The organism is Streptomyces sp. Z423-1, from assembly GCF_013009255.1.
In the GTDB taxonomy this organism is placed as follows: domain Bacteria; phylum Actinomycetota; class Actinomycetes; order Streptomycetales; family Streptomycetaceae; genus Streptomyces; species Streptomyces gossypiisoli.
The window spans coordinates 2,349,204-2,368,182 of record NZ_CP053109.1; the positions used below are offsets into that span (position 1 = coordinate 2,349,204).

General features: G+C 71.0%; 11 protein-coding genes. 2 read left to right on the plus strand and 9 right to left on the minus strand.

The annotated features are described in order from the left end of the window. Window positions 1-50 precede the first annotated feature (50 nt). On the plus strand, window positions 51-1,238 hold the full coding sequence (locus HJD23_RS10565; RefSeq protein WP_171114487.1) for a sulfotransferase: 1,188 nt from the start codon (window positions 51-53) through the stop codon (window positions 1,236-1,238). A 30-nt stretch (window positions 1,239-1,268) separates the two neighbouring features. Here HJD23_RS10565 and HJD23_RS10570 read toward each other — a convergent pair whose 3' ends face one another. The 7 genes from HJD23_RS10570 to HJD23_RS10600 all read right to left on the minus strand — a co-directional run bounded on the left by HJD23_RS10570 (window position 1,269) and on the right by HJD23_RS10600 (window position 12,241). After that, window positions 1,269-2,000 (minus strand): hypothetical protein, encoded by a 732-nt coding sequence (locus tag HJD23_RS10570; RefSeq protein WP_171114486.1) that lies wholly within the window; start codon window positions 1,998-2,000, stop codon window positions 1,269-1,271. A 37-nt stretch (window positions 2,001-2,037) separates the two neighbouring features. Further along, window positions 2,038-4,233, minus strand: a complete 2,196-nt coding sequence (locus HJD23_RS10575; protein ID WP_171114485.1) for a glycoside hydrolase N-terminal domain-containing protein — start codon at window positions 4,231-4,233, stop codon at window positions 2,038-2,040. Then, window positions 4,230-6,197 carry a beta-galactosidase gene (locus HJD23_RS10580; RefSeq protein ID WP_171114484.1) on the minus strand — a complete coding sequence of 656 codons (1,968 nt, stop codon included), beginning with the start codon at window positions 6,195-6,197 and terminating at the stop codon, window positions 4,230-4,232. Before HJD23_RS10580 ends, HJD23_RS10575 begins: the two co-directional genes overlap by 4 nt. Continuing rightward, window positions 6,197-8,404, minus strand: a complete 2,208-nt coding sequence (locus HJD23_RS10585; protein WP_171114483.1) for a sialidase family protein — start codon at window positions 8,402-8,404, stop codon at window positions 6,197-6,199. The genes HJD23_RS10580 and HJD23_RS10585 overlap by 1 nt, the downstream gene beginning before the upstream one ends. A 152-nt stretch (window positions 8,405-8,556) precedes the next feature. After that, window positions 8,557-9,510 (minus strand): carbohydrate ABC transporter permease, encoded by a 954-nt coding sequence (locus tag HJD23_RS10590; RefSeq protein WP_171114482.1) that lies wholly within the window; start codon window positions 9,508-9,510, stop codon window positions 8,557-8,559. Next, window positions 9,507-10,532, minus strand: coding sequence for an ABC transporter permease subunit (locus HJD23_RS10595; RefSeq protein ID WP_171114481.1), 1,026 nt, complete (start codon window positions 10,530-10,532; stop codon window positions 9,507-9,509). The genes HJD23_RS10590 and HJD23_RS10595 overlap by 4 nt, the downstream gene beginning before the upstream one ends. Window positions 10,533-10,558: 26 nt before the next feature. After that, window positions 10,559-12,241, minus strand: coding sequence for an extracellular solute-binding protein (locus HJD23_RS10600; RefSeq protein ID WP_171114480.1), 1,683 nt, complete (start codon window positions 12,239-12,241; stop codon window positions 10,559-10,561). Between the two features lie 330 nt (window positions 12,242-12,571). Here HJD23_RS10600 and HJD23_RS10605 point away from each other — a divergent pair, with 330 nt between their 5' ends. Then, complete coding sequence (locus HJD23_RS10605; RefSeq protein WP_171114479.1) at window positions 12,572-15,400, plus strand: glycoside hydrolase family 3 C-terminal domain-containing protein; 2,829 nt, start codon at window positions 12,572-12,574, stop codon at window positions 15,398-15,400. A 248-nt stretch (window positions 15,401-15,648) separates the two neighbouring features. On the opposite strand, the gene HJD23_RS10610 is transcribed toward HJD23_RS10605, so the two are convergent. Next, complete coding sequence (locus HJD23_RS10610) at window positions 15,649-17,094, minus strand: aldehyde dehydrogenase family protein (RefSeq protein ID WP_171114478.1); 1,446 nt, start codon at window positions 17,092-17,094, stop codon at window positions 15,649-15,651. A 235-nt stretch (window positions 17,095-17,329) separates the two neighbouring features. After that, the gene (locus HJD23_RS10615; protein WP_171114477.1) at window positions 17,330-18,901 is read right to left on the minus strand and encodes a PucR family transcriptional regulator; all 1,572 of its coding nucleotides are present in this window, start codon (window positions 18,899-18,901) and stop codon (window positions 17,330-17,332) included. Window positions 18,902-18,979: the final 78 nt, after the last annotated feature.

Sequence of the window (18,979 nt, forward strand, 5' to 3'; positions counted from 1 at the left end):
GCCCCCGTCGAGCCTGCCGTCGTCTCGCCCACGAAGGGAAGCCGTCCCCGATGTCCTCCGCTCCGCTCCCCCTCGCCCTGGCCGATCTGCTGCTCCGGCCGGGGTTCGGCTCCCGGCGCGTGCCCGACCGGGTCTTCGACCGGCTCGTCGCCAAGGCCGGGCAGGCGGAGGGGGATCAGCAGTTCGTCGACGACTTCCGGTTCCTGCTGCGCTGTTGGGCCAAGGCGGAGAACCTCACTCCGGTCGGCTGGCAGTCCGCGCAGACCCACGTCCGCAGGCATCTCACCAACCGGGCCCGGATCCGGCGGCTGATCGCCGAGTGTCCCTCGATCGAGCAGGAGCCGGTCGAGAAGCCGGTGTTCGTGGTGGGCCTGCCGCGCACCGCGACGACACTCACCCACGGCGTGCTGTCCCTCTCGGGCGAGCACCGCAGCCCCCTGCTGTGGGAGCTGCTCACGCCCGACCTGGAGGTACCGCCCGGCCGGCGGCGCAAGGCGACGGCGCCCGCGCGTCACCTGGTCCAGGGGACCAATCTGTTCGCCCCGCGCTTCCGCGACATCCATCCCCTGGTCGCCGAGGGTCCCGAGGAGTGCACCTTCGCCCTCCCGCACGCCCTGATGCCGCTGTCCTCGGCCCGCATACCCGAGTACCAGGCCTGGCACTACGAGCGGGACTTCGTCCCCGACTACCGCCACCTCAAGCAGGTCTACCAGGTCCTTCAGTACGGCCGCCCGCGCCGCCGCTGGATCCTGAAGTCCCCCATGCACCTGGAGAACCTCGACGCGCTGCGCACGGTCTTCCCGGACGCCACGATCGTATGGACCCACCGCGACCCGGCCACCGTCATGGCGTCGTTCTGCAGCCTCGTCGAGCACGGCATGGCCCTCAGCACCCGCCCCGTCGACCTGCACGGCATCGGCGCCACCTGGCTCGAACTGCTGAGCCGCTCCGCGGCGCGCGGCCTGGCGTCCCGTGCCGCCATCCCGCGAGAGGCCCTGGTGGACGTCCCGTACTCCTGGCTCGGGTCCGACCCCGCCCTCGGCGCCCCGAAGCTCTACGCCGCCGTCGGCGCCCGCTGGACCGAGGCGGAGGCCGCCCGGCTCCCCGGGATCACGGCCCGTCCCAAGGGCACCCGCCCCCACCGCTACGACCTGTCCCGCTACGGCCTGACCCGCGCCGACGTCGAGTCGGCATTCGCGGACTACAACGCCCTGCGGGCCGAGGTCGACCGCGCCTGACGGCACGGCCGACCGAATCCGGATCACCCGTCAGCTGCTGCTGACCGTCAGGTTGTTGGTGCGGAAGTCCAGGCCGCCGGACGACGAGGTGATCTCGAAGCCGAACTGCACGTCCCCGATCGTCTCGTTGCCCATCCAGCGCTTGGTGTCCTTGATCCACTTCAGGATGGACAGGATCTGGACGGTGCCGGAGGTGGAGTCGGACGTGCGCAGGAACGAGAAGACGTCCCAGTACGTGCCGTCGGCCCGGTAGACCCGGCCCTTGTAGACGTTCCAGTTGTGGCCGCCGAGTGTGGCGTTGCCCTGGTAGTCGCCGAGCGCGCCGACGTCACCGTTGTAGTTGACCCAGAGCATGATCTCGTAGTCGTAGTCCGTGTCCCAGACGTCGTACGAGGTGTTGTACGCACCCGCGGACGGCACCGTGACGTTGTAGCTGCTGTTCAGCGAGCCCAGGGAGGTGATCGACTTGTTGATCACCTTTTTGGCGTTGGGGTAGGACTTGATGCCGCCGGTGTTGGGGTGGTTGGCCCAGACACCCCAGTTGGTGCCGGAGTTGGCCCAGATGCACTGGCTGCCGGCGCCCTGACCCCAGATGTTGTTGTAGAGGGTGTAGCCGTTCAGGCTGGTGTTGCCCCACTGGTCGCAGGAGTTCCAGACGGCGGCATGGGCCGGGGCGGAGGCGAGACCGACGGTGGCGCCGAGTGCGAGCGCGGGGGCGAGCAGGGCCTTGGTGATTCTGCTGCTCAGGGTGCGTGTTGCCATGGTGTCCCTTCCATGGGTGTGGGGGGAGTTGCGGGGATTACCGCGCCTCCAGGGGGAGGACACGGTCTTCTCCGGCGACGAGGTCGAGCGGCTGTGCGCCGGAGGAAGTCCTCAGTTCGATGCGGAGGGTGCGGGTGGGTCGTACGACCGCCGTGGCGCCGTCGGGCTCCCAGGTGAGGTCGACCTCCGCCCCGAAGCGGGTGCGGACGCCCCGGAGGCGGCCGTGCGGCAGGGCTGCCGGGAGCGCGGGGAGCAGGACCAGCCGGTCGGGGGTGGACTGGATCAGCGTCTCGATCAGCACGGCCGGGAGGGCGTGGGCGGCGTCCGCGTTGTAGACGTCCCGGTGGGGGTAGTGCGCGCTCATCAGGGACGCGTGGAAGTAGTCGCCCTGGAGCACCTGGCCGAGCGCGTGGGCGACCCGTTCGCCGTCCCGGAGGCGGGCGGCGATCAGGGCGTGGTGCAGATGACCGTGCGCGGAGTCGTTCTCCGCGCCGCGCAGTTCGAGCGCGCGGTGGGCGGCGGCCGCGAGGTCCGGGGTGTCGTAGGGGTTGATCTCGTCCAGCGGCCAGACGCCGTAGAGGTGGCTGAGGTGGCGGTGGTCGTAGGAGTCCTCCAGTCCCGGCCAGGCCCATTCGGCGAGGGCGCCGTCGGCGTTGACGCGGTGCGGTGGGAGTCGGCCGGCGAGGGCGCGCCAGCGGTCGGCTTCCGGGGTGTCCGGGTGGTACGCGGCGGCGGTGCGGAGGGCGTGCCGGGCGGCGGAGAGGTCCATGGCCGCGTTGATCGCGCCCCAACTGGCATTGGCGGGGCGGTTCTCGGGTGAGTAGGAGGGGACGACGACCAGGTGGCCGTCGGCGTCGGTGCGGGTGAGGAAGTCCTCGTAGAACTGGGCGAGTTCGGCGAGGGCGGCGGCGGTGCGGGCGTCGCGTTCGCCGCGGGTCTCGTCGTGGTCGACGAGGGGTTTGAGCAGCCAGTCGGCGCCCGCCGTCCACAGGTGCAGGGGGTATGGGCGGGAGAAGTGGTACGCGTGCCCGGACTCGCCGTCGGTGTGGGTGGGCGCGACGATGCCCCGGGCGCCGAAGAGCGCGCGGGCGTTGTCACGCCAGTGCGGCAGTTGCCCGTGGATCAGGGAGGCGAGGGCCTCGGTGACTTCGGGCAGGGCGGCGCAGGCCGCCGATGCCGTCTGGAGGTTGAGGTTGGCGTTGGTGGTGAAGGCGCCGGACCAGGCGGTGTCCCAGTCGCCGGTCCACAGGCCGGGGAGGCGGGGTGGTTTCAGGCCGCTGGAGGAGAGCAGGTGGTAGCGGCCGGCGGCGAAGAGGCGTTCGAGCAGGGCCGGGCTCTGGGGGTGTTTGAGCAGCTCGGAGCCCGGGAGGGCGCGTTCGTCCTGGTCGGCGGAGAGGTCGAGGGTGACGCGGGTGTAGGCGGTGCGGTGGTGGGCGAGATGCCGGGCGAGCAGTTCGTCGTACGGCCGGACGAGCGTGCGCAGGGCCCGGGTCTCCGCCACGACGTCCAGCTCGGCGGTGTGGCGTCTGGTGCGGGTGAGGAGGAGGACCGAGGTGGCGCCCTCGACGCGGACGCCGGGTGGGGCGAGGGTGGTGCGGCCGCCGGTGACCGCGACGAGGGTGAGGCCGGTGTACGCGCGATCGCTGTCGGGGTAGCGGGCGCGGAGGGTGAGGGCGGCGCCCTCGGGGGTGAGGAGGGAGCCGTGGCTGAGGGCCAGGCGGGTGGGGGCGTTGGGGAGGTGGTGGTCCTGGTGGACCTCCAGGGTCAGGCCGGGGGACGTGATCTCGTGGACGATGACGTCGTCGGCGCGGGAGACGAAGAGGCGGCTGGTCCAGTCGGTGGTGCGGGCGGTCGCCTCGCCGGTGGAGAAGTCGACATGTCGCCGGTAGTCGGTCGGCTCCCCGGTCCGGCGCTTCAGCCGGATCTGGAAGGCCGGATGGAAGGGCTGCACCCACAGTGTCGGCCGCCCGTCCGTGAAGTCCTCCGCCGCGGTGAGGTCACCGGCGAGCAACCGGTCCTGGAGGGCGGGGAGTTCCCCGGCCAGCTGCGGAGGGCGGGCGCGCTCGGAGCCGTTGGGGCGGACGAGGGTGTGATGGGTGACGATGACACGGTCGTCGTTCGGGTCACCGAACGCGAGGATGCCGTGGTGGCCGTTGCCGCTCAGGAAGGCGTCCTCCCAGCGGGCGGCCGGGTGCGGCTCCCAGGTGCCGTGGACAGGGCCCGGCTGTGTCATGGCTTCAGCACCGCCACTCCGTAGCGGTCCAGACGGACCTCGTCCTGGACGGTCGTATCGGTGAGCAGGTCGTGATGGGTGCCCGGGACGGGGACGGTGACCGGCTCGCGCCCGTGGTTGAGCACGAAGAGCAGATCGCCCCGGCGTACGGCCTCCACGGCGGCGGGCAGTCCGTCGAGCACCGGGCGGACCCGCGCGTCGGCGGCGACACGGGCGAGCAGCTCGCGCAGCGCGTCCGGTTCCGGGAGCGTCGAGACGTACCAGGCGCGGTCCTTGCGGAGGACGGCGGGGAGGCCCTCCAGCTCGCCGCCCTTGTACGGGATCGTCTCGGTGACCGACGGCTCCGCCTCGATCTCCTCCGACCACAGGGTGCCGTCGAAACCGTCGCAGGACACCGACTCCCCCGCGTCCAGCGGCCACCACTCGTGCAGGGTGCGGATGCCGAACAGGTCGCGCAGCCGGGCGTCCATGCCGCCGGTGCGTACCCGGTCGTCCTCGTCGGCGACGCCGGTGAGGAAGCCGCAGACGAGGGTGCCGCCTTGGCGGACGTACGCGAGGAGGTTCTCGATCGCCGCGTCCGTGAGGAGGTAGAGCTGCGGGACGACCACGAGGCGGTAGCCGGACAGGTCGTGCTCGGGGTGCGCGAAGTCGGTGGTGAGGTGGGCCTCCCACAGGGCGCGGTGCCAGGCGCGGAGTACGGCCGGGTAGTCGACCTCGGTGGACAGACGGCCGTCCTGGACGCCGGCCCACCAGGAGTGCCAGTCGTGCAGGACGGCGATGTCGGCGGTGCTGTGGCTGCCCGACACGTGCGGGCCGATGGTCTTGAGCTCGGCGCCGAGCTGCTTGACCTCCTGGTACGTCCGCCCCTGCTCGCCCGCGTGGCTGACCATCCCGGAGTGGAACTTCTCCGCGCCCTGCCGGGACTGCCGCCACTGGAAGTAGCAGACGGCGTCCGCGCCCCGGGCCACGGCCTGGAGGGACCACAGGCGGTTGAGGCCGCGGGGCTTGGGGTGGTTCACGCCGCGCCAGTTGACGGGACCGGCGGCCTGTTCCATGAGCATCCAGGGGCCGCGGGCCTGGGAGCGGGTCATGTCCTGGATCAGCGCGCCTTGTTGTGCGCCGAGCGGGTCGCGCGGGTCCGGGTAGAGGTCGACGGAGACGACGTCCTCCTCCTCCGCCCAGCGCCAGGCGTCCTGGCCGATCCACAGCGGCATGAAGTTGCTGGTCACCGGGATGTGCGGGGTGCGGCGACGGACGATGTCGCGCTCGGCGACGTAGCACTCCAGGAGCATGTCGGAGGTGAAGCGCCGGAAGTCGAGGAGCTGGGTGGGGTTCTTCATGTAGTGGGCGTGGCGTGGCGGCAGGATGCCGGCCCAGGTGTCGTAGCGCTGGCTCCAGAAGGCGGTGCCCCAGGCGGTGTTGAGGGCGTCGAGGGTGCCGTATCTGGCCTTCAGCCAGTTTCTGAAGCGTTCGGCGGCCTCGTCGCCGTAGTCGAAGGTGCAGTACTCGTTGTTGATGTGCCACATGGTGAGGGCGGGGTGGCTGCCGTAACGGGCGGCCAGGTCCTCGGTGATGGCGGCGGCGTAACGGCGGTAGGTGGCGCTGGAGTGGGAGAAGTGCTGGCGGCCGCCCCAGAGTTCGACGCGGCCGTCGGCGTCGCGGGGCAGGGTGTCGGGGTGCAGCCGGCCCAGCCAGGGGGGTGGCGAGGCGGTGGGGGTGGCGAGGACGACGCCGATGCCGTTCTCGTGCATGAGGTCCATCAGGCGGTCGAGCCAGCCGAAGGTGCGCTGTCCCGGGGCCGGTTCGAGTTCGGACCAGGAGAAGACGCCGAGGGTGACGGAGTTGACGCCGGCGGCCTTCATGAGGCGTACGTCGTCGGGCCAGGTCTCCTCGGGCCATTGCTCGGGGTTGTAGTCGCCGCCGAAGAGGAGGCGGGAGCGGGTGGCGTCGGTCAGGTTCGGCATCAGGCGGGCTCCCCGTACTGGATGCCGCGCCCGTTGGTGGCCAGGTACACGCGGCCGTACACGCGCGGGTCGCCGGTGATGGTCTCGCCGATCCAGCCCCACTGGTGCCGGTCGTCGTTGATCCGCACCCAGGTCTTCGCCTCGTCGTCGGAGCGGTAGACGGCGGTGATGTCCTCGGTGGAGCCGACCTGGTAGATCGCCGGGTACGTGGCGCCGTCGGCGGCCTTGCCGAAGCCTAGGGTGTACGAGGCCCAGCAGCTGTCGACCTTGGTGAAGGTGACCCCGCCGTCGGTGGACCGATAGAGGCCGTTCCACTTGACGCTCAGCCACAGGTCACCGGACCGGCCCGGCGCCGCGACCAGCTTGAACTGGCTGTCCCCCGAGGGCAGCCCGGTCGCACGCGCCGTGAACGAACGGCCACTGTCAGTGCTGGCGTACAGCGTTCCTGTGTCGGTGTCGTACGCGTAGAAGAGCGTCGGGTCGGCCGGGTCGGCGACCGGCGTGGCGCCCTTCGGGAAGGAGGAGACCTCGGACCAGGTCGCGCCGTTGTCGGCGGACCGGTGGGCTGCGTACTTCGTGCCGTCCCAGTGCACGAAGGACCACAGCAGCACGCTGCCGTCGGCGTTGGTGGCGATCGGCCCCGGTGCGCTCTTGGCGATGTCGGGCTGGGCCGCGAAGGGCGCCCAGGTCCGCCCGCCGTCGTTCGAGTAGGCGCCGTTGCCGTGGTCGCCCCACCCGGTGCGCACGACGTACGCCGGCCTGCCCGCGGCCTGCGCGAGTCCCGTCGCCGACCCGAACACGGGGTTCGTCGCCATGCCGCGGGAGGGGGATGCCGTGAGCCGCTCGTGGTACATCACGCCGATGTCCCCGGATCCGCTGATCAGGTGCGCCTCTCCGACCGGGGGCGAGATCAGCTGGCGCACGGACGTCTCCTCCAGGCCACGGATCTGCGGGGCCCAGTGCCTCAGGTCCCGCGTGCCGTACAGGGTGGCGCCGGTGCCGTAGACGATGTGCTTCGAGTCGTACGGGTCGACGGCGAGCGCCTGGATCCACCAGCCGAACTTGGGCTGGTCCGCGCCCCACTTGAGGAAAGGAGTCTCGGACACGTCGAACACAGCGGTGTCCTTGAGGGAGGTCCAGCTGCGTCCGCCGTCGGTGGACCGGTAGAGGGTGTCGACGGCGGCCCACCGGTTGTTGGTGGACACGACGACGGTGCCGGGGCGGCGGGCGTCGACGGCGACGCCCCCGTAGCCGAAGCTGTCGGTGGAGCCGTCGGAGGCGGTCCCGCCCGGCTTGACCGGGGTCACGTCGGTCCAGGTGCCGGTCGCGGTGGCGAGCCGGTGCACGCTGCCGTCGGACTGGCCGTTGGGGCCGGGTGCGTTGGCGTACGTCACGTACAGCGCGCGGGTGTGGCGGTCGTAGGCGGCGCGGATCGGGACCTTGGCGTGCGCGCCGGTGGGCTGAGCGGGGACGGCCGTCCAGGTGGTGCCGTCGGTGGTGCGGAACAGGTTGGCGGAGGTGCCGTCGCCGTCGCCCCAACCGGCGTACACGGCCCGCCCGGCGGCGACGAGGAGGGTGACGCCCTGGCCGTCGGCGGTGGGAGTGACCGGGAAGCCGCCGACGGCTGCCCAGGTGGCCCCCCGGTCGGTGGACCTGAGCAGTCCGTCGTGCCGGGTGCCGAGCCACAGGGTGTCGCAGTCCCGCGGATCGACGAGCAGCCGCTCGCCGGTGCCCCGGCCGTCCTCGTTGGCGCCGAGCTTCACGGTGAGGTCGGTACGGGTCCAGGTGGCGCCGCGGTCCTCGGAACGCAGAATGGCGCCGTTGCCGGCCCAGGACTGGGAGTAGGTGCCGAGGGCGAGGTAGAGGCGGTTGCGGTGAACGGGGTCGACGGCCATGGCTTCCACGCCGAGGAGGTTCCAGTCGTCCCAGCCGAGGTGGTCGGTGAGCGGCGTCCAGCGCGCGGCGCGGTCGTCCCACCGGTAGGCACCCCCGATGTCCGTGCGCGCGTAGGCGAGGCCGCGCACGGAGGGGTGGAAGAGCACGCCGGTGATGAATCCGGTGCCGCCGATGACGGCGTTGCGCCAGCGGTAGGTGGGGGCGGTCGCTGCGTGGGCGGCCGAGATTCCAATGCCGGGAACAGCGGTGAGCGCGGCACCGGCGGCGACCCCGGCAAGAACGGCGCGTCTGCTGGGCTGGAACATGTGCATGACATACCTCGCTACGAATTTGGGGGGACGGTCAATGCCCTTAGGGGCGCGGGCTGTATCGATGTGCGGCTCCGCCACGTGGGCGCGACCAGCCACGACGAAACCGCAGCCGAAACACAACGGAAGCCCCCCGCACCCCACCAGCTCGGGCTTCAGCCCTTGACCGCCCCCGTGAGCATGCCCTTCTTGAAGTGCCGCTGGACGAAGGGAGAGAGGACGGCGACCGGGAGAAGGGCCAGGACCATGACGGCCATCTGGATGGCGATCGGGGAGAGTTGACCGGTGTTGATCTGCGTCTGAAGGCCGACGGGGCGTTCCTGCATCTGGACCAGCTGGATCATGACGTTCTGCAGCGGCATCATCTCCTGGTCCGTCAGGTAGATCGACGCGTTGAACCAGGCGCTCCAGTAGCCCACCGCGTAGAAGAGCGCGATCACCGCGAGGACCGCACGCGACAGCGGGAGCACGATCTTCCACAGGATGCGCCAGTCGCCCGCGCCGTCGATGCGTGCGCTGTCGATGAGTTCCTGGGAGATGTTCATGAAGAAGGCACGCAGGACCAGGATGTTGAACACGCTCACCGCGCTGGGCAGGATCAGCGCGAGATAGGTGTCCATCAGTCCGAGCGCCTGCACCAGCAGGTAGGTCGGGATGAGGCCCGCCCCGAAGAACATGGTGGCCAGCAGCGTCATCAGGATCCAGCGGTGGCCGAGCGAGCCACTGCGGGAGAGGCCGTAGGCGCACAGCACGGAGACCGTCATGCTGAACAGCGTGCCGACCACCGTCACCCCGACGCTGACCAGCGCGGCCTTCTGGACCTGACCACCGCTGAGGAGTTCCTGGTAGGCGACGAAGGTGATGCCCTTCGGGATCACCACCAGACCGCCTGCCTCGTCGATGGTCTTCTTCGACTGGAGGCTGGTGACGATGACGATCCACAGGGGGAAGAGGATCGCGAAGCAGGCGATGCCCAGGACGAGGCCCTTGCCCGCCAGTCCAGCCTTGGACGGCTCTTCCTCCCAGACCGGCCGGGGCGGTGCCGCCCAGGGGCTGGGCTTCTTGACGCGCGGCTTGTCGTCCGCCCGCTGGTCGAGGACGGCGCTCATTTCTTGTACACCCCCTGCTCACCCATCAGATGGGCGACCTTGTTCGCGGTCAGCACCAGCGCCAGGCCCACCACGCCCTTGATGAGGCCGGCGGCGGCGGCATAGCTGAAGTCCTGGTTGCGGATGCCGTTCCACCACACATAGGTGTCGAGGACATCGGACGCGTCGACGCCCACCGCCTGTCGCTGGAGCAGGAACTGCTCGAAGCCGACGGTGAGGGCGTCGCCGACGCGCAGCACCAGCAGCAGGGCGATCACGGGGCGCAGGGCGGGCAGAGTGATGTGCCACATGCGCCGCCAGCGTCCGGCGCCGTCCATGGCGGCGGCCTCGTACAGGTCGTTGGAGACCGACGAGAGCGCCGCGAGGAAGACGATGATGCCCCAGCCCGCGTCCTTCCAGATGGTCTCGAAGGTGACCAGGTACTTGAACAGCTCCGGGTCGGTCATCAGGTCGAAACCCTCGTAGCCGTGCTGGCGGAGGGTCTGCGCGATGATGCCCGCGCCGCCGAAGATCTGCATGAAGACCGTGACGACGAGGACCCAGGAGAAGAAGTGCGGGAGGTACATGACCGCCTGGGCGATCGCCCGCACCCGGGGCCTGACCACGCTGTTGATGAGCAGCGCGAGCAGGATGGGGATCGGGAAGTAGAGCACGAGCTGGAGGAAGAAGAACACGAAGGTGTTCTGCACCGCGTGCCAGAAGGCCGCGTCCCCGAAGATCCGCTCGAACTGCTCGAAGCCGATCCAGGGGCTTTCGAGGATGGCGACGAAGCCGTTCTCGCTGAGGTAGGGGTCGTAGTCCTGGAAGGCGACCACATTGCCGAGGATCGGTACGTAGTTGAAGACCAGGACCAGCAGCACCGCCGGCACGGTCATCAGGAGCAGTGTGCGGTCGCGCCGGAATCTGAGCCCGAAACCCAGCTTTCCCGACCGCCCCGGCTGCTTCCCGCCGCCGGGGGCCACCGGAGTCTTCTCGGGCGTCTTCGCCTCGGACCTGCTCCGAGGCACCGTGCTGTGGGACACGGCCTTCTCCTTGCGTCCGTCCCGGGTCAGTTCGCCGAGCCGGAGTCGTCGAGCAGCTTCTGGTACCAGTCGCGCAGGCCGTCGCCGCCCTTGCTCTTCCAGTCGGACACGGCCTGCTGCACATCACTGATCTTCTTGCGGCCGCGCACGACGTCGTCCTCCAACTGCTCGAAGTTGTCGGCGAGGTTGCTCCAGCGGTTGGGCTCGGTGATGGTGAGCCCGAAGAAGGAGGTCTTCTTGGTGAAGGCGCCCATGCGCTGCTGCCACTCGACGATGCCCTTGGTGACGTCGGGGAAGTCGGGGTAGGCGACGTACGGGGCGGGGTTGCCGGTGTAGTCGAAGGCGCCGTTGACCTCGTTGACGCCCTGCTCGGTCTTGACGGGCAGACCGTCCTTCATGTCGTAGTCGGTGCCCTCGACGCCGTAGGCGGTGAGCATGAACTCCTTGGTGCCGTACGGCGCGGCGCAGTAGTTGCAGACGGCGAGGAAGTCCTTGATCTGCTGCTCGGACGCGTTCTTGCTCACGAAGGTGAAGATGTTGGCCGGCTGGTTCGCCCACAGCGAGGGGTCGCCGCCGTCGGCGCCGAAGATGTCGAACGCGGCCACGTCGAAGTCCGCGTTCTGGGTGCGCTGTTCGGCCATCTTGCCCCACCAGTCGGAGATGTTGTTGTTGTAGACCAGCACCTCCCCGGCGGTGAAGCGGTTGCCCGCGGTGCCGCCGGCCTTGCCCTGGACCGCGTCCGGGTGGACCACCCCGGCCGCGTACAGCTTCCGGACCCACTCCAGGGCTTCGAGGTACTCCTCCGTCTCGATGCGGTTGACCAGCTTGCCGTCCCGCAGGTTCCACCACAGCGCCTTGTCGCTGCCCGGGTAGACGCTGAAGATGTTGAACGCCGACCACTTCATGTCGTCGCAGGCCCAGACCTTCGACTTGGCGTCGGTGGCCTCCTTGGCCCAGGACAGGAACTCGTCGGGGCTCTTCGGGATGCTGTAACCCTTCTCCTTGAAGAGGTCCCGGCGGTACAGGGGCGCGATGTCGGTGACGTACGAGCCGGGCATCGGGACCGCGCGCAGCTGGCCGCCGAAGATGCCGCGCTGCCAGGCCTCGGTGGGGACGGCGGCGAGGTTCGGGTAGTCCTTGACCTTGTCGCCGGACAGGTAGGGGCCGAGGTCGGCGAACTTGGCGTTGATGGCGCTGGGTATCCGGCCGTTCAGGTTCCAGCCGGGCACGACCACGACGTCGGGGATGCCGCTGCCGGCGAGGACCGCGCCGAGCTTCTGGTCGTAGGTGACGCCGTCCTGGTTCTGCCAGGTGACCTCGACGCCGATGGCCTCGTTCATCGCCGTGTAGTACGGGTTGTCGCCCTTCGGCGGGGTGCCCCAGAACGGGGACATGACCGTGAGCTTGCCGCCGCTGCCCAGCTTCTTCGGCACCGAGGTCTTCAGGTCGGCGGTCGCGATCGCCTTGGTGAATCCGGCCGCCGACCCGTTCTTCGCCGGAATGTCCGGCGCCACCACGCTCGACGCCACGAACGCCGGAAGGATCTTCTGGGCGTCCTTCCCGGAGGTCGTACCGTCCTTCCGGCCTTCCTGCGATCCCCCGCAGGCGGCAAGCAACGGCATCCCCCCGCCCACCGCGACGGCGGCGACCGCCGTGGAGGCGAGGAAGTTTCTCCGGCTCGGGGCGGCGGAGGCGGCGTTCGGCGTCATTGCGTCAACCCTTCGTGGCGCACCAGGACACCCGGCGGTGGAGCCGTCGGCTGCGGTGTCTTGAGTGGAACTGGCTGAGCTGAAGCGTTCCTTCGCCCCGCGACCAAGGGGCCGGTGTAGTCGAAGCGCTTCGATGTTGCTGTGAGGTTAAGTGAACACCCGGGGGTGCACAAGGGTCGCTTCCAAGATTCCTCCGGGGCACCGCAAGCGACCTTTCCTCGTGCACCACTTGAAGTGACGATGCCTTTCCCTTGACACCCACCGGCCCGTCGATTGAGCATCGAAGCGCTTCGAAAGCGCCTCGCCGCTCCATCGCAAGGGGAACCCCACGTGACCGCACAAACGCCGCCTCCGCCGCCTTTCCGCGATCCGCGCCTGCCGTTCGCGAAGCGCATCGACGACCTGCTGTCGCGGCTCACCCTGGACGAGAAGGTCGCCTTCCTGCACCAGTTCGCGCCCGCGGTCGAACGGCTCGGCGTCAAGGCCTTCCGCACCGGCCAGGAGGCGCTGCACGGCGTGGCGTGGATGGGCCCGGCGACGGTGTTCCCGCAGGCGGTCGGGCTCGGCGCGACCTGGAACCCGGACCTCGTACGACGGGTCGGCGAGGCCGTGTCCAAGGAGGTGCGCGCCATGCGCACCCGCGACGAGCGGATCGGCCTCAACGTCTGGGCGCCGACGGTGAACCTGCTGCGCCACCCGCTGTGGGGCCGTAACGAGGAGGGCTACTCCGAGGATCCGAAGCTCACCTCGGCGATCGCCACCGCCTACACCCACGGCCTGCGCGGCGACCACCCGACGTACTGGCGCACGGCGCCCGTCCTGAAGCACTGGCTCGCGCACAACAACGAGACGGACCGCTCCACTTCGTCGAGCTCGGTGCGCCCGCGCGTGCTGCACGAGTACGACCTGCGCGCCTTCCGGGAGACCATCGAGGCGGGCGCGGTGGCCGGGGTGATGCCGGCGTACAACCTGGTCAACGGCCGCCCGAACCACCTCTCGCCGTATCTGCGCGAGCAGTTGCGCACCTGGATCGACGAGGACCTGCTGGTCTGCTCGGACGCGGGCGCCCCCTCCAACCTGGTGGACTCCGAGCACTACTTCGACACGCACGAGGAGGCGACGGCGGCCGCGCTGCTCGCCGGTGTCGACAGCTTCACCGACCACGGCACGGACAGTTCGCAGATCATCGGGCGGGTGCGAGGCGCCCTGGAACAGGGCCTGTTGACCGAGGCCGACATCGACACGGCCGTGCGCCGTCAGCTCTCGGTGCGCTTCCGGCTCGGCGAGTTCGACGAGGACGGGTACAAGGAGGCGGGCGCCTTCGACACTCCTGAGCACCGCGCGCTCGCCCAGGAGGCCGCCGAGCAGGCGATCGTCCTGCTGCGGAACGACGGTCTGCTGCCGCTCGCCCCCGACACCCGCATCGCGGTCGTCGGTCTGCTCGCCGACGAGTGCAAGCTCGACTGGTACAGCGGCACGCTCCTGCACCGGTCCACACCTCTGGAGGGCCTGTACCAGCGGTTCGGCGCCGACCGGGTGGAGTTCGCGGAGGGCGTGGACCGGGTGCGGCTGAGGACATCCGCCGGTACGTTCCTGCACGTGCCCGCGGCGGACGCCGCCGACGAGGTGCGCGGCGCCGAGGGTGCCCTCGACCCGGCCCTCCTCGCCGGCCGCACGGACCTCCCGCCCCTCACCACCGACGCCACCGGCACCGAACTCGCCCTGATCGACTGGGGCGGCGGCGTCCTGACCCTGCGCGCACCCGACGGCCGCTACCTGTCCGTCGCCGAGGACGGCTACGTACGCGCGTCGGCCGACCAGCCCGGCGGCTGGGTGGTCCAGGAGACCTTCCACCTCGAACCCCACGAGAACGGTCACCTCCTCCGGCATCTGGGCACGGGCCACCATGTCTCTGTTGCCGCCGACGGGGTGAAGGTTGCCGCGGAGAACCCGGAGGTCTTCGAGGTCGTCCACGTCGAACGCGGCGAGGACGCGGTGGCGCGGGCCGCGGCCGGGGCGGACGTCGTCGTGGTCGTCGCGGGCAACGACCCGCACATCAACGGCCGCGAGACCGAGGACCGTACGACGCTACGCCTGCCCGAGCACCAGCAGCGCCTGCTGCGCGCCGCCCGCACCGCGAACCCGCGCACGGTGCTGACACTGATCTCCGCCTACCCGTACGCGATCGACACGACCCCGCTCCCGGCCATCCTCTGGACGGCACACGGCGGCCAGTCCGCGGGCACCGCCCTGGCCCGCGTCCTGGCGGGCGACGTCTCCCCGGCGGGCCGCCTCCCCCAGACCTGGTACGCCGACGACGCCGACCTGCCCGACCTCCTCGACTACGACGTGATCGGCGGTAGGCAGACGTACCTCTACTTCGAGGGAACGCCCCTGTTCCCCTTCGGCCACGGCCTGTCGTACACGTCCTTCTCGTACGCCGACGTCACGGCCCGTGTCGAGGGCGAGACGGTGCACGTCTCGTTCACGGTCACCAACACCGGCGACACCACGGCCGACGAGGTGGCCCAGGTGTACGGCCACGCCACCGACCCGTCGGTGATCCGCCCACGCCGCGAACTGCTCGCCCACCGGCGCGTGACACTGCTCCCCGGCGCGCGTGAGGAGCTGACCTTCGACCTCCCCCTGAGTTCCTTCTCGTACTGGGACGTGGCCCACGGCAGGTGGCGCCTGGCCCCGGGCCCGTACGACGTCCTGATCGGCGCCTCCAGCGAGGACATCCGCCTCCGTACGACCGTGACGCTCGACGGCGAGCCCGCGACGCCGCGTGCCGTCGTCCGACGCGGCCTGGACGCGGCGGACTTCGACGAGCAGAGCGGCACGGAGATCGTCGATCGCACGAAGACCTCGGGCGACGCGGTGACGCCGGCGGGCGGCGGCACCGGCGAACTCGTCTATCGGGCCTGCGACTTCGGGACCGGGGTCGCCGAGGTGACGGTACGGGTGGCGGGCGAGGGCGAGGTCGAACTGTCTCTCGACGGGGGCCCGACGCTGGCGACGCTCACCCTGGGTACGCCGACTCCGGGCCCGCACGACTACACGACAGCGTCCGCCGCTGTCACCGCCGCCGGCGTCCACGACGTCCACCTCAGACTGCGCGGCCCGCTGCGGCTGGCGCATGTCGGCTTCTCCGGTTGAGGGTCCGGACCAGGCCGACACAGGGAAGGGGCCCGGCACCGGAAGGCATCGGTGCCGGGCCCCTTCGGGACGACGAGCTCGCGTCACCGGAGAGCCTACCTGAAAATGGTTCCCATTAGATAGAGGTATCGGCGTTGACCTTCGAGTTGCCTGAAGCTCGCGCCAGTTGCCGCAGGTGAGAACGCAGACGTACGACAACGGCCGGAGCCCCCGCACAGTGGGCTCCGGCCGTTGGACCGTGGGGTGTGTCAGAGCGCCAGGCCGGTGAGGACCAGGACGCGCTCGTAGGTGTAGTCGTCCATCGCGAAGCGGACGCCCTCGCGGCCCACGCCCGACTGCTTGGCGCCGCCGTACGGCATCTGGTCCGCGCGGTAGGAGGGGACGTCGCCGATGATCACGCCGCCGACCTCCAGGGCGCGGTGGGCGCGGAAGGCGACCTGGACGTCATGGGTGAAGACGCCCGCCTGGAGGCCGTACTTGGAGTCGTTGACGGCTGCGAAGGCCTCGGACTCGCCGTCCACCTTCTGCACCGTCAGGACCGGGCCGAAGACCTCCTCGCAGGAGATCGTGGCATCGGCCGGTACGTCGGTGAGGACGGTCGGCGCGTACGAGGCGCCGTCGCGCTTGCCGCCGGTCAGCAGCTTGGCGCCCGCCTGGACCGCCTCGTCGACCCAGGACTCGACGCGCTGGGCGGCGTCCTCGCTGACCAGCGGGCCGACGTCCGTCCTGGGGTCGGAGGGGTCGCCGGTGACCTGCGCCTCGACGGCGGCGACGATGCGCGGGAGGAGACGGTCGTACAGCGACGCGTCGGCGATCACGCGCTGCACCGAGATGCAGGACTGGCCGCCCTGGTAGTTGGAGAAGGTGGCGATGCGGTTCGCCGCCCAGTCCAGGTCCTCGTCGCTCGCGTAGTCGGCGAGGACGACGGCCGCGCCGTTGCCGCCCAGCTCCAGCGTGCAGTGCTTGCGCGGCACCGAGTCCATGATCGCGTAGCCGACCTTCTCGGAACCGGTGAAGGAGATGACCGGCAGGCGCTCGTCCTGGACGAGGGCGGGCATGGCCTCGTTCGGGACCGGGAGGATGCTCCAGGAGCCCGCCGGGAGGTCCGTCTCGGCGAGCAGCTCGCCGATGATCAGGCCGGACAGCGGGGTGGCGGGCGCCGGCTTGAGGATGATCGGGGCGCCGGCGGCGATGGCCGGGGCGACCTTGTGGGCGCACAGGTTGAGCGGGAAGTTGAAGGGCGCGATGCCGAGGACGACGCCCTTCGGGAAGCGCCGGGTCAGGGCGAGCCGGCCCTGACCGCCGGCGTCGGTGTCGAGGCGCTGGGCCTCGCCGCCGTTGAAGCGGCGGGCCTCCTCGGCGGCGAACCGGAAGACGGACACCGCACGGCCGACCTCGCCGCGCGCCCACTTGACCGGCTTGCCGTTCTCGGCGGAGATCAGCCGGGCGATCTCCTCGGTGCGCTCGACCAGCCGCCTGCTGACGTGGTCCAGGGCGGCGGCGCGGACATGGGCGGGAGTCGCGGCGAAGGCGTCCCGTACGGCGTACGCGGCGGCCACGGCCTCCTCGACCTGGGCCGCGGTCGGCACGCCGACCTGGCCGACGAGGCGGCCGTCCCACGGGGAGGTGACGTCGAAGGTGTCCTGGCCGGTGGCCTGACGGCCGGCGAGCCAGAAGGCGTGGGTGGAGGTCATGAGTCCCGGCCCCTTCCGCGTAGAGGTGTGCTTGAAGTTCGGCGTTCCCGGTCCACGGTAGGGGTGCGGGGCGGGTGGTGCGGTTGTCCGATTCGTAGCAGTGGAGGGCGGGGGTGCACCGCTTTGGCCTCCTCGCTGCGCCAACAGCCACCGATGGCCAATGGCCGATAGCCGACAGTCCGATAGCCGATAGCCGATAGGGGACAGCCGACAGCCGACACCGACAAGAGACTGCTTACTCCGCCGACGTCGCCTTCAGCGCCAGCCACAGCTCCATCCGAACGTCCGGATCGTCCAGCGACCGCCCGAGGATCTCCTCCACGCGGCGCATCCGGTACCGCAGGGTGTGCCGGTGGACGCCGAGGTCGGCGGCGGCCGCGTCCCACTGGCCGTGCCGGGACAGCCAGGCCCGGAGGGAGGCGACCAGGTCGCCCCGGCCGGTGGCGTCGTGCTCGTGCAGCGCGCGCAGCAGGCCGTCCGCGAAGGCGCGGACCGCGTCGTCGGCGAGCAGCGGCAGTACCGACCCCGCCGCCAGCTGCTCGTGCTCGACCAGCACCCGGCCCCGGCGCCGCGCCACCGACAGCGCCTGCTCGGCCTGCTTGTACGCGGCGGCCGCCGCGATCGGCCCGGCCGGCGCCGACAGGCCGATGACCAGGTCGTCCTCCTCCCCCGCCGACGGCTCCTGGCCCCCGGCCCGCGCGGCCTCCCGCGCCGCCGCGTACTCCCCGCACGCCGCGACCGCCCCGCCCCCGTCCGCGGCCAGCACCACCAGCCGCTCCCCGTCCGCCTCGGGTACGACCAGCACCGACTCCCCCGACCGGGCCGCGGCCGCCTCCACCGCCTCGGCGATGCCCGCGTGCCCCGAGGCTGACTCGGCGAGGACGATCCGGTAGGGCGCGTCGAGGAGGCCGCCGCACAGATCACCGGCGACGGCGCGGGCGTGGTCCGGCTGACCGGCGAGCAGCATCCGCAGCACGGCCGCCCCGATCCGCTGCTCGGCGGCCTGCAGGGAGCGGGAGCGTTCGGTGGTCAGGGTGAGCAGGGCGATGGCCGAGTGCAGGGCGTACCGTTCGGCGGTGCCGAGGGCGGCCGCCGTGCCGACGGCGAGGGCGGCGCGGGGGCGGCGGCCGGTGCCGATGGTGTGCAGTTCGACGCGGTCCTCGTGTTCGGGGCCGCCGACCACCGAGCTGGCCGGGGCCGGCCGGTCCCGGAGCCGCTCCACGTCCGCCGTGAGCCGCGCGGCGCGGCGGCCGGCCCACTCCGGCGCGGCGGCGACGACGGCGCCCGAGGCGTCGTACAGCGCCGCCCATCCGTCGACCTGTCCGGCGAGCACGGCGAGCAGCCCCTCGGGGCCCTCGCTCAGCGCCTGCCTGGTCAGCTCGCGCTGCGCGGCGAAGCCCGCCGTCACCGCCCGGTACTGGTCGGCGGCGATGGCGGCCGACACGGCCTTGGTGATGGCGAGGAAGGGGGTGCGGCGGGGCACCTCCAGCAGCGGCAGACCCTCCTCCTCGGCCGCGTCGACGAGGGCCTTGGGGATCTCGTCGTAGTTCACCCCGACCGCGAAGCCCAGCCCGACGACGCCCGCCCCGACCAGCCGCTTCACATAGCGCCGCATGGTCTGCGGATCCTCCGCGTCCAGCTTGAGCGCGGTGATCAGCAGCAGTTCCCCGCCCTCCATGTACGGCACGGGGTCGGCGAGCTCGCTGACGTGTGCCCAGCGCACGGGCACGTCCAGGCGGTCCTCGCCCGCCCGCACGGTGAGCTTGAGCGCGGAGTGGTGGACGAGGGAGGCGAGCGTGGGGGGCATCGGGCCTTCAGGTCTGCGGGGGTGGGCTGATCATTGTGATCTTTTGGCCGCCACGTATGAACGACCTGTGTCGATTCT